The organism is Agromyces cucurbitae (genome assembly GCF_058349945.1).
On the sequence record NZ_JBYRES010000005.1, the window covers coordinates 40695 to 51777 of the forward strand.

At 71.9% G+C, this 11083-nt stretch carries 11 protein-coding genes; 6 read left to right on the plus strand and 5 right to left on the minus strand.

Annotated features, from left to right (window positions below; all coding sequences use genetic code 11):
• Positions 1-62: 62 nt before the first annotated feature.
• Positions 63-980: an EamA family transporter gene (locus tag AC3RJ6_RS17435; RefSeq protein ID WP_491428394.1), complete on the plus strand. Its 918-nt coding sequence runs from the start codon at positions 63-65 to the stop codon at positions 978-980.
• A gap of 40 nt (positions 981-1020) precedes the next feature.
• Positions 1021-2340 carry a nicotinate phosphoribosyltransferase gene (locus AC3RJ6_RS17440; RefSeq protein ID WP_491428395.1) on the plus strand — a complete coding sequence of 440 codons (1320 nt, stop codon included), beginning with the start codon at positions 1021-1023 and terminating at the stop codon, positions 2338-2340.
• A gap of 9 nt (positions 2341-2349) precedes the next feature.
• On the opposite strand, the gene AC3RJ6_RS17445 is transcribed toward AC3RJ6_RS17440, so the two are convergent.
• The 3 genes from AC3RJ6_RS17445 to AC3RJ6_RS17455 all read right to left on the minus strand — a co-directional run bounded on the left by AC3RJ6_RS17445 (position 2350) and on the right by AC3RJ6_RS17455 (position 5859).
• On the minus strand, positions 2350-2637 hold the full coding sequence (locus AC3RJ6_RS17445; RefSeq protein WP_491428396.1) for a DUF3039 domain-containing protein: 288 nt from the start codon (positions 2635-2637) through the stop codon (positions 2350-2352).
• Between the two features lie 73 nt (positions 2638-2710).
• On the minus strand, positions 2711-4285 hold the full coding sequence (locus tag AC3RJ6_RS17450; RefSeq protein WP_491428397.1) for a hypothetical protein: 1575 nt from the start codon (positions 4283-4285) through the stop codon (positions 2711-2713).
• Positions 4261-5859: an ABC transporter ATP-binding protein gene (locus AC3RJ6_RS17455; RefSeq protein ID WP_491428398.1), complete on the minus strand. Its 1599-nt coding sequence runs from the start codon at positions 5857-5859 to the stop codon at positions 4261-4263. The genes AC3RJ6_RS17450 and AC3RJ6_RS17455 overlap by 25 nt, the downstream gene beginning before the upstream one ends.
• Between AC3RJ6_RS17455 and AC3RJ6_RS17460 the strand changes: the two genes are divergently transcribed.
• Both AC3RJ6_RS17460 and AC3RJ6_RS17465 read left to right on the plus strand, forming a co-directional pair.
• Positions 5858-6097: a hypothetical protein gene (locus tag AC3RJ6_RS17460; RefSeq protein WP_491428399.1), complete on the plus strand. Its 240-nt coding sequence runs from the start codon at positions 5858-5860 to the stop codon at positions 6095-6097. The genes AC3RJ6_RS17455 and AC3RJ6_RS17460 overlap by 2 nt on opposite strands.
• 233 nt (positions 6098-6330) lie before the next feature.
• Positions 6331-7023: a phosphocholine cytidylyltransferase family protein gene (locus tag AC3RJ6_RS17465; RefSeq protein ID WP_491428400.1), complete on the plus strand. Its 693-nt coding sequence runs from the start codon at positions 6331-6333 to the stop codon at positions 7021-7023.
• Between the two features lie 112 nt (positions 7024-7135).
• On the opposite strand, the gene AC3RJ6_RS17470 is transcribed toward AC3RJ6_RS17465, so the two are convergent.
• A complete protein-coding gene (locus AC3RJ6_RS17470; protein ID WP_491428401.1) occupies positions 7136-7675 on the minus strand; it encodes an ECF transporter S component in 540 nt (179 codons plus the stop codon).
• Between the two features lie 87 nt (positions 7676-7762).
• On the opposite strand from AC3RJ6_RS17470, the gene AC3RJ6_RS17475 reads away from it, so the two are divergent.
• Both AC3RJ6_RS17475 and AC3RJ6_RS17480 read left to right on the plus strand, forming a co-directional pair.
• Entirely contained in the window at positions 7763-8578 is an 816-nt protein-coding gene (locus tag AC3RJ6_RS17475) for an ABC transporter permease (protein WP_491428402.1), read from the plus strand.
• On the plus strand, positions 8578-9366 hold the full coding sequence (locus AC3RJ6_RS17480) for an ABC transporter ATP-binding protein (RefSeq protein ID WP_491428403.1): 789 nt from the start codon (positions 8578-8580) through the stop codon (positions 9364-9366). The genes AC3RJ6_RS17475 and AC3RJ6_RS17480 overlap by 1 nt, the downstream gene beginning before the upstream one ends.
• A 213-nt stretch (positions 9367-9579) precedes the next feature.
• Here the strand turns inward: AC3RJ6_RS17480 and thrC are convergent, their stop codons facing one another.
• Positions 9580-11007: a threonine synthase gene (thrC, locus tag AC3RJ6_RS17485; protein ID WP_491428404.1), complete on the minus strand. Its 1428-nt coding sequence runs from the start codon at positions 11005-11007 to the stop codon at positions 9580-9582.
• Between the last annotated feature and the right edge of the window lie 76 nt (positions 11008-11083).

Here is an 11083-nt window from a genome sequence, read left to right on the forward strand (position 1 = left end):
AACCGTATCAATCGGCGCGGATTGTATTTCACTTCGCGACCAATGCGACCTAGCGTCGAAGCATGGAATCGACACGGGCCGCGAGCCTCGCCATGGTCGGCAGCGCGACGTCGGTCGCCGTCGGCGCCGCGATCGGCGCGACGGTCTTCCCGATCGTCGGCCCCGCCGGCGTCGTCGCCCTGCGCCAGGCGGTCGCCGCGATCGCCACGCTCGCGGTCGCGAGGCCGCGCCTGCGGACGATCGGCTGGCGGCGAATGCGGCCCGCCGTGCTGCTCGGCGCGGTGCTCGTCGTGATGAACCTCTCGCTCTACGCGTCGATCAGCCGCGTGGGGCTCGGCCTCGCGGTCACCCTCGAGTTCCTCGGCCCCCTCGCCGTCGCGCTCGTGGGATCGCGACGACGGCTCGACCTCCTCTGCGCCCTCGGTGCGGGGCTCGGCGTGGTACTGCTCACCGGCACGGTCGGAGGCCTGGACCCGCTCGGCATCGCCTTCGGGTTCGTGGCCGCGGGCGCGTGGGCCGCCTACATCGTCATCGGCCAGGGCGCCGCGCTCGCACTGCCCGGCCTCACCGCGACCGCCGTCGCGAACTCGACCGCGGCGCTCGTCACCTCGCCGCTCCTCGTCGTCGCGCTCCTCGGCGTCGAGCCCGCCGAACTGCCCCGCGCGCTGCTCGCGGGCATCGCCGTGGGCCTGCTCTGCTCCGCACTCCCCTACGCGATCGACATGTGGGCCCTCCGGCGCATCTCGAAGGCCCGGTTCGGCGTGCTGCAGAGCCTCCACCCGGTGGCCGCGACCCTCTTCGGGTTCCTCATCCTCGGCCAGACGCTCACGGTATGGCAGCTGGCGGGCATCGCGCTCGTGATGCTGAGCAACGTCTTCGCGAGCGCGCGTCCGTCCGCGGCATCCCGCCCAGCTGCCGAGCCGTCGCCGACGGCGAGCACCGGCGCTCGCCGGGCCGCCGTTCACGACGGCTCGGCGTGACCGGGTCTCCGACCGCCGCCCTCCCGCTAGGCTCGGGGACGTGACCGGCTCAGCTGCCCTCTTCACCGACCGCTACGAACTGACGATGGTCGACGCCGCACTGCTCGACGGCACCGCCCACCGCGAGAGCCTCTTCGAGGCGTTCGCGCGGCGGCTGCCCGACGGGCGCCGCTACGGTGTCGTGGCCGGCACCGGGCGACTCCTCGAGCTCATCGAGCGGTTCCGCTTCGACGATGCCGAGCTCGAGTGGCTCCGCGAGCACGAGGTCGTGCGGCCCGCGACGCTCGACTGGCTCGCCGACTACCGGTTCACGGGCGACATCTGGGGCTATCGCGAGGGCGAGGCGTACTTCCCCGGCTCACCGCTGATCACCATCCAGGCCTCGTTCGCCGAGGCCGTCATGCTCGAGACCGTCGTGCTCTCGACGCTCAACTACGACTCGTCGGTCGCGAGCGCCGCGGCCCGCATGGTGTCGGTCGCCCTCGGCCGGCCGATCGCCGAGATGGGCTCGCGCCGCACGAGCGAGCGCGCGGCCATCGCCGCCGCCCGCGCGGCCTACATCGCCGGGTTCGACGCGACTTCGAACCTCGAGGCGGGCCGCACCTGGGGCATCCCCACGATGGGCACCGCGGCGCACGCCTTCACGCTGCTGCACGACACCGAGGAGAGCGCGTTCCGGGCGCAGGTCGAGGCCTTCGGCCCCAAGACCACGCTGCTCGTCGACACGTACGACATCCACCGCGGCGTCGAGCTCGCGGTCGAGGTCGCCGGGCCCGAGCTCGGCGCCGTGCGCATCGACTCGGGCGACCTGCCGACCGTCGTCGCCGCCGTGCGCGAACAGCTCGACGCGCTCGGCGCCGTCGACACGAAGATCACCGTCACGAGCGACCTCGACGAGTTCACGATCGCCGGGCTCTCGGGGGCTCCCGTCGACTCGTACGGCGTCGGCACCGCGGTCGTGACCGGGTCGGGCTTCCCCGCCGCCGGCATGGTCTACAAGCTCGTCGCCCGCAAGGACGACGCGGGTGAATGGGTGCCGGTCGCGAAGGCGTCGAGCCAGAAGGCGAGCGTCGGCGGTCGCAAGAACGCCGCCCGGCGACTCGACTCGACCCGCACCGCGCGCGAGGAGCTCGTCTTCGTCGGCGACGGCCCCGACGGCGAGGCCGAGTTCGAGGCGGGCGACCGGCTGCGCCCGCTCATGGTGCAGCTCGTGTCGCAGGGCCGGGCCGACCCCGCCCACCTGGGTGCGGCCGGCACCGCCGCAGCGCGCGCGCACCGGGCCGACGTGATGCAGGAGCTGCCGATCGAGGCCTTCCGCCTCGGGCGCGGCGAACCGGTGATCCCGACGAGCTATCGCTGAGTCGAACGCCTACCCGCGGCGCATCTTCTCGTAGATCTCCTTGCAGGTCGGGCAGACCGGGAACTTCTCGGGGTCGCGCCCCGGGGTCCACTTCTTGCCGCAGAGCGCCTTGACCGGCTTGCCCGTCATCGCCGACTCGAGGATCTTCTCCTTCTGCACGTAGTGCGAGAAGCGCTCGTGGTCGCCGGGCTCGATCGCCTCTTCGTTGAGGAGCTTCTCGAGCTCGCGGTCGAGGACGTCGGTGCCGCCGCCCGGCTGCCCGGGGTCGGCGATGCTGGCGCGCACGGTGTGGATCATGACGACGAGTCTACGCGCGGCTCGGCTCGTCGCACCCGCCGACCGGGAGCCGACTGCGCGCGCGGGGCGCGGCTCAGGCGCGGATCGCCGCGGCGAGCGTCTCGGGGCCGCGGGCATCGAACACGCGGCCGCCCCACCACACGCCGAGCACGATCGCGATGAGCCCGAGGCCGACGCCCGACGCCAGTGCTGCCGCGTGCCAGGCGGGGTCGACGAGCACGCCCATGGCACCGAAGATGAGCGCCGGCGCCGCGATGAGCAGCGAGGCGAGCATCGTGAGCGACTGCACGAGCGCCGTGAGCGCGCCGGTCGCCTGCGGCTGCTGGAACGGGCTGTCGCCCGGCTTCACCGCCGGATACGGGAACCGGGCCGACACGACGGAGCCCACGCCGAGCCCCGCGAGCAGCAGTGCCGTGCTCACGCCGAGCAGCGTCGGCAGCAGCCGCCAGTCGTCGAGCGCGAACACCGTGACCGCGCTGCCGAGGCCGATGACGAGCACGCCCGCGAGGAGCACGGGCACGAGTCGGCCGAGCCGGTCGGACACGCCGCGCACCCCGGAGACGACGTGCAGCCAGATGGCCGTCGAGTCGTAGGCGGTGTCGTTGTGCAGGCTCCACCCGAGGAAGAGGCACATGAGCGGCACCGGGATGAGGCCCAGGTACTGGGCCGGCACCCCGGCGACGCCGAGCGGCACCATGACGAGCACGGGCACGATCGGGATCATGACGACCGAGACCCAGTAGCGCGCGTCGCGGAACCAGTAGGTGAAGCTGCGCGCGGCGACCGCGCCGGTGGCGCCGTGCGGCATGCGGTCGAACCAGCCGAGCCCGCGGTAGCTCTTCGCCGAGGCCTCGCGACCGGGGGTCACGAGCATCTTCGCGACGAGCGCCTGCCAGGCGAGCCAGATGGCGCCGAGCGTCGCCACCGCGATGATGAGCTCGAGGATCGCGGGCCCCCACGCCCCTGACGCGGCATCCCCGGGCACCGCGAACGCGGCCCCGAACGGGGTCCAGCCGAGCAGCCCGCCGAGCGCGGAGAGGATGCTCTCGCCCGAGTTCGCCCAGTCGGCCGTGGCGATGAGCACGATGATCGGCGAGAGCATGACGATGAGCAGCAGGCCGATGACGCCGAGCAGCTCGCGCGCCCGGCGCGTCGAGAGCAGGAACGACGCGAGCGCGGTGGTCACCCGGGCGAGCAGCAGGCAGCTCGCGAACGCGAGTGCCGCCGAGATGAGCGCGAGCAGCGTCTCGGCAACGCCGCGCGACCAGGTCACGACCGTGCCGAGCAGCACGATGCCGAGCACGAGCGCCGGGATGCCGACGAGGCCGGCCACCGCGAGGCTCAGGGCGAGCGCGCGGTCGGGCAGGCCGAAGAGCGCGAACTTGCGCGGGTCCATCGTGTCGTCGGTGCCGAACACGAGCGGGAAGACGATGAAGCCGACCATCGTCGCCGCGCCGGCGATGACGAGGGCGTTGCGGATCGTCTCGACGTCACCGACGACGCGCAGGGCGACGAGCGAGAGGAAGAGCAGGATCGCGAGCCCCAGCCCGTAGACGAGGCCGATCACGATGCCGACCACCTGCCAGGTGCTCCGTTTGAAGATGTTCGCCAGCAGGCGCAGTTTCAGTCTGAGAAACTGTGCAACCATTCCATGCCTTCCGCAGCCTTGCGCCCGCCCGCGAGCTCGACGAATCGGTCTTCGAGGGTCTGGCCGGCGCGCACCTCGTCGAGGGTGCCGGCCGCGAGCACGCGGCCCGAGACGATGATCGCGGCCGAGTCGCACACGCGCTCGATGAGGTCCATGCCGTGGCTCGACAGCACGACGGTGCCGCCGCCCGCGACGTACCGTTCGAGGATCTCGGTGAGGTTCGCCGCCGAGACCGGGTCGACGGACTCGAACGGCTCGTCGAGCACGAGCAGCCGCGGCGAGTGGATGAGGGCGCACGCGAGCGCGATCTTCTTGGTCATGCCCGCCGAGTAGTCGGCGACGAGCCGGTCGACCGCATCGTCGAGGCCGAAGGCCGCGATGAGATCGGCGCTGCGCTCGCGCACGGTGCGGTTGTCGAGCCCGCGCAGCACGCCGGAGTAGTAGAGCAGCTGGCTGCCGGTGAGCCGGTCGAACAGCCGCAGCCGGTCGGGCAGCACGCCCGTCACGCGCTTGGCGGCCCGCGGGTCGGCCCACGCGTCGATGCCGTGCACGCGCACGGTGCCGGCGTCGGGGCGCAGCAGGCCCGTCACCATCGAGAGGGTCGTCGTCTTGCCGGCGCCGTTGGGGCCGACGATGCCGAAGAACGACCCCGCGCGCACCGACAGGCTGATGCCGTCGACGGCCGTGTTCTCGGCGTAGCGCTTGACGAGGCCCGACACCTCGAGCACGCGCGGCGCGTCGGCCGGCGGCGCCGGGCGGGCGACGCGGAGGGTGCGCTTCTTGCGCGGCGTCGGCGCCTTCTTCGCGGGGATCACCGTGACCGCCTGGGCGGCGATGGTCGGGGCGGATGCCTCGGCCGGCGGTGCGCCCTCGACCGCGGTCTCGCCGACCGGCGTCTCGGGGGTGGTCTCGGAGTCGGGCTCGGCAAGGGGCTCGGTCGCGGCCGGCTCGGCGCCGGCGGACTCGGCGCCGGCGGACTCGGCGCCGGCGTCGGCGGCCTCGGGCCCGGTGGACTCGATCGCCGAATCGGTATCGACGCTGCCGTCGGCGGGATCGTCGACGGCGGGGTCGGCGGTCGCTCCGGCCGCAGCGTAGATCGCGGCGGCCGACGGGAGGGCGCCCGCGCGCCGCTCGGTCGTCGCCTCGAGGTCGAACTCGTCGTCGACCGGCGCATCGGCCGCGCCGAAGGTCGACGACCCGGTCGGCTTGCGGGGCCCGCGCTCGGCCGCGGTCGTCTCGGTCGTGAGCGAGGCGGCGACGCGCTGCGACTGGCGGTGGGCGGACGCGCTGGCGGCCGCGCGGCTGCGCGCCTCGGCGGTGGTCGCGGCGCTCGACGCACGCGCTGCGCCGGTCGAGCGCGCCGCCGCGTTGCGCGCGGAGCTCGCCGAGGACGAGGCGGCACGCGACGCGCCGCTGCGCTTCGACCCGGTGGCTTCGGGCGTGGATGCCGCCGGCTCGGCGCCCCCGGGGGCCGCCGTCGCGGCGGCCGCCGCAGCGGCCTTGTTGGCCTTGCGCGTCGCGGCCGCCTTCTTCGCGGCGGCCGAGCGCGCCGCGGAGCGCTCTGCGGGAGTCATGGCCGCCGTCTTGGACTTCGACGTCGACTTCGGCTTCGCGTTCGGCTTCGCGCCCGAGGCGGAGCTCGACTTCGCGCTCGACGAACGAGCGCCGGCCGATGCGGCGCCCTCGTCGCGGCCGCCGCTCGCCCCGGTCTCGGCACCACCCTGCTCGGGTGCCCCCGCACCGGTGCCTTCGGCAGCTTCGTCGTCGTGGTCGGAACGCGAAACGGAAGTCACCAAGCCAACCTACCAATGACCGCCCGCCGAGCGCGCCCCCGTGGACGGGCGCGCTTTCTGTGCATCACCTGTGCGTCAGATCACGATCCCGCTACGACCCTCCGGGCGGATTGGCCCGCCGGAAGGTCGCCCCGGTACGCTGGAAAGAACGGCATAACGGCGTGTCCATATGTGAACTTCCGGATGAACTCCGGGCGAACACCTCGAATCGAGGCCGCCCGGCGGGGGCATCCGACCACCGAAGGAGATGCAGTGACCACCCAGATCGTGATTCTCGCAGCCGGCATGGGGAGCCGGCTCGGGCGATCCCTCCCCAAGCCGCTGACCGAACTCAGCGACGGCCGCACCATCATGCGCCAGCAGTTCGACAACGTCGAGCACGCGTTCGGCGGCACCGCCGACGTGACGATCGTCGTCGGCTACAAGCTCGAGCACATCATCGAGGCGTTCCCGCAGGCGTCGTTCGTCTACAACGAGGAGTACGACCAGACGAACACCTCGAAGTCGCTCATGCGCGCGCTCGCGGCCTCGCAGTCGGGCGGCGTGCTGTGGATGAACGGCGACGTCGTCTTCGACCCGGCGATCCTCGAACGGGCGCTGCCGCTGATCGCGCGCGACCAGTCGTTCGTCACCGTGAACACGGCCAAGGTCTCCGACGAAGAGGTGAAGTACACCACGAGCGCCGAGGGCTACATCCGCGAGCTCTCGAAGACCGTCAAGGGCGGCCTCGGCGAGGCCGTGGGCATCAACTACATCTCGAGCCGTGACAAGGCGGTCTTCCTCGCGCACCTGCAGCGCGTCGGCGACCAGGACTACTTCGAGCGCGGGCTCGAGCTCGCGATCGAGCAGAACGGCCTCCTCGTCGAGCCGATGGACGTCTCCGACCTCTACGCGGTCGAGATCGACTTCGCCGAAGACCTGGAGCGCGCCAACCACTTCGTGTGACCTGCAGCACACAGCGCAACAGCGAAGAGCGGATGCCCCGAGGCATCCGCTCTTCGTCGTTCAGGGGCCCGTCGACCGGTGAGCCCGCCCGCGCGGGCTCCGCGCACCGGGCTCAGGTCAGGGTGCGCGCGACGCCCGCGCGCGACAGCGATCGCGCGATGACCCGGCCGAGCCAGGTGAACACGACGGGGCTGAGCGCGAACATCGCGAGGTAGAGCACCCAGAACCAGGGCGCGTAGTGCTCGGGCCCGAGCGCGATGAACGTGCCGACGGCGAGCACGAGCCCCGAGCCGCCGGCGGCGGCGTAGAAGAGCCACGGCGACCACGTGCGGTACCGGGTGATGAAGAAGGGGAGCTCGAGCAGGGCGCCGACGAGCAGGCCCGTCATGAGGAAGCGCCAGATCCACTGCGGGGCGAAGGCGGCGCCGACGAGGCCGGCGATGAACCCGGTGAGGATGCCGACGCCCGGCCGCTTCAGCAGTGCGAGGGCGACCGCGCTCGGCAGGAAGTGCGAGCCGATCGTGATGCCGTAGAGCATGGGCGCGATGCCCGCGACGAGTCCGGCGAAGTAGCCGGCTCCCGCGGCGAACAGGCCGCCGCCGACGCCGATCGCGGCGCAGCTCAGGATGACACGGGTGCTGGTGCGGTGCACGGGTGCACGACTCCTCTCGACCGGGCTCGGCAGGTCGCCACCCGTCGGCATCAAATCTACCCCGACGCTCCATCTACGATGAGATGCGTGACGAGCACCGCACCGGTCGCGTACGGCGACGCCCATCCGCTGCAGCGGACCCCGTGGGCGCGGTACCGCCATGCGCTCTGGCTGCTCACCACCCGCGACCTCAAGGTGCGCTACTCGACGTCGGCGCTCGGCTACGTGTGGTCGGTGCTCGACCCGCTGCTCATGGCGGGCATCTACTACTTCGTGTTCACGGTCGTGTTCCAGCGGCTCACCGGCACCGAGCCGTACATCGTCTTCCTGCTCTCGGCGCTCCTGCCCTGGATGTGGTTCAACGGCGCCGTGTCGGACTCGACGCGCGCGTTCCTGAAGGACGCGAAGCTCGTGCGCTCGACGATGATCCCCCGCACCATCTGGGTGAACCGCATCGTGCTCGCGAAGGGCATCGAGTTCGTGCTCGCGATCCCCGTGCTCGCGCTCTTCGCGATCGTGTTCCAGGCCGCGGTGTCGTGGCAGCTCGTGCTGTTCCCGCTCGCGATCGCCCTGCAGGCGCTGCTCACCGTCGCGGTGTGCCTCATCGTCGCGCCGCTCGTCGTGTTCTTCCGCGACCTCGAGCGCGCCGTGAAGCTCATCCTGCGCTTCCTCTTCTACGCCTCCCCCATCGTCTACGGCGTCTCGAACCTGCCGAGCGAGCTGCACGTCTGGGCGGCGTTCAACCCGCTCACGGGCATCTTCAGCCTGTACCGCGCCGGATTCTTCCCCGACGAGCTCGACTGGTTCGCCGTCGGCGTCTCGGCGGCCATGTCGCTCGCGCTGCTCGTGCTGGGGCTCTGGGTGTTCCGTTCGTGCGAACGCCAGGTGCTGAAGGAGATCTGATGACGGAAGCGACGACCGCCGTCCCCTCCGGTGCCGCCCCGGCCCAGGAGCCGACCGCGATCCGCACGGAGGGCCTCGGCATCCGGTTCCGCCGCAACCGGCGCGGTCGGCGCTCGTTCAAGGACCTGTTCGCCGGCAAGCGGCGTCGCACGCGTCCCGGCGAGTTCTGGGCGCTGCGCGACGTCTCGATCGAGGTGCGGCCCGGCGAGGCGATCGGCGTCGTCGGCCGCAACGGCCAGGGCAAGTCGACGCTGCTGAAGCTCGTCGCCGGCGTCATGCTGCCCGACGAGGGCTCCGTCGAGATCACGGGCGGCGTGGCGCCGCTCATCGAGATCACCGGCGGGTTCGTCGGCGAGCTCACCGTGCGCGACAACGTGTACCTCACGGCGGGCTTGCACGGCATGACCCGTGCGCAGATCGATGCGAAGTTCGACGAGGTCATCGAGTTCGCCGAGATCGGCGACTTCCTCGAGACCCCGTACAAGCACCTGTCGAGCGGCATGAAGGTGCGCATCGCATTCGCCGTGATCTCGCAGCTCGAGGAGCCGATCCTGCTCGTCGACGAGGTGCTCGCCGTCGGCGACGCGGCGTTCCGCGAGAAGTGCTACCGACGCATCGACGAGCTGCTCGCGGGCGGCCGCACCCTGTTCTTCGTCTCGCACAACGAGCGCGACCTGCGCCGGTTCTGCACGCGCGGGCTCTACCTCGACAAGGGCCGCCTGGCGCTCGACGCTCCGATCGACGAGGTGCTCGCGCGCTACAACGCCGACTACGGCGTCAAGAAGTAGCCCGTACGCACTGCGCTGCAGCATCCCTCCCGCCGCCCGCCGGCCCGCCGGCTCTCCCGCGTGCACGCTTTCGCGAGAGAACCATGTTCGGTCGTGGGAACCATGTTCGAATGCGGTTCCCACGACCGGAGGTGGTTCCCACGGCGCGAGCGCGCGGCGCGGGAGCGGCGGACGCGGGCGGCGCGAGTGCGACCGTCGGTCGGGTACGACCCGTCAGGCCAGCGCGTCGCGCTCGATGATCGCGCGGATCCCGGCCGCGTCGTTCGCCGCCTCGGTGACGACCTGCGGCGCCTCGAGCAGCTCGCGCAGGTGCTCGGGCACCTCGGGCTCGCGGCCGATCGCCTCTGCGACGATCTCGGGGAACTTGGCGGGCTTCGCGGTCTCGAGCACGAGCATCGGGACGCCCCGCTCGAGATGGCGCCGGGCGACGGCGAGCCCGTCGGCCGTGTGCGGGTCGACGACGACGCCGTAGCGCTCGTGGCTGTCGCGGATCGTCGCGACCCGGTCGGCGTGGGTGCTCGACCCGCTCACGAAGCCGAACTCGTCGGCGAAGCGCTCGCGCTCGGCCGAGAGGTCGAGCACGCCGTCGCGCTCGAGCCCCGCCCATGCGTCGCGCAGCCGCTCGGGATCGCGGCCGAGCACCTCGAACACGAATCGCTCGAAGTTCGAGGCGCGCGAGATGTCCATCGAGGGGCTCGACGTCGCGAGTGCCTCGACGCCCGCGCGCGGCCGGTAGACGCCCGTGCGGAAGAACTCGTCGAGCACGTTGTTCTCGTTCGTGGCGAGCACGAGCCGGCGGATCGGCACGCCCATGCGGCGCGCGAGGTAGCCCGAGAAGATGTTGCCGAAGTTGCCCGAGGGCACGGTGACGTCGATCTGCCGCCCGGCGCGCTCCGCCTCGGGCAGCGCGTCGGTCACGCGCAGCCACGCCCAGAAGTAGTAGACGATCTGCGCGCACACGCGGGCGAAGTTGATCGAGTTGACCGCGCCGATGCGGTACCGGCGCTTGAAGTCGGCGTCGCCCGCGATCTGCTTCACGAGGTGCTGGCAGTCGTCGAAGTCGCCCGCGACCGCGATGTTGTGGATGTTCGGGTCGGTGAGCGAATACATCTGCGCACGCTGGAACCGGCTCATGCGGCCCTGCGGCGAGAGCATGAAGACGGCGATGCCGCGCTTGCCGCGCAGTGCGTACTCGGCCGCCGACCCGGTGTCGCCAGAGGTCGCACCGAGGATGTTGAGGGTCGAGCCGTCGTGGGCGAGCGCGTACTCGAGCGCCTGGCCGAGGAACTGCATCGCCATGTCCTTGAAGGCGAGCGTCGGCCCCTCACTGAGCCCGACGAGCGCCAACTCGTCGTCGAGGCGAGTGACCGGCACGATCTCGTCGCGGTCGAAGACCTCGGGGGCGTAGGCGGCGCGGCAGAGCCGCTCGAGGTCGTCGCGCGGCACGCCGTCGGCGTAGCGCCCGATCACCTCGATCGCGAGCCCCGCGTAGTCGAGCCCCCGCCACGCCTCGAGCTGCGCCGCCGACACGTGCGGCACCGTCTCGGGCACCACGAGCCCGCCGTCGGGCGCGAGGCCCTCGACCAGGATCTCGGCGAACGGCGACGGCTGCATGCCGCCGCGGGTCGAGACGTACTTCACGGCGCTCCTCGAGGATCGGTGCGGGGGTGAGCTTCGATGGTATCGAGGTTCCGCCGTGTGCGACGGCGGGTGACGT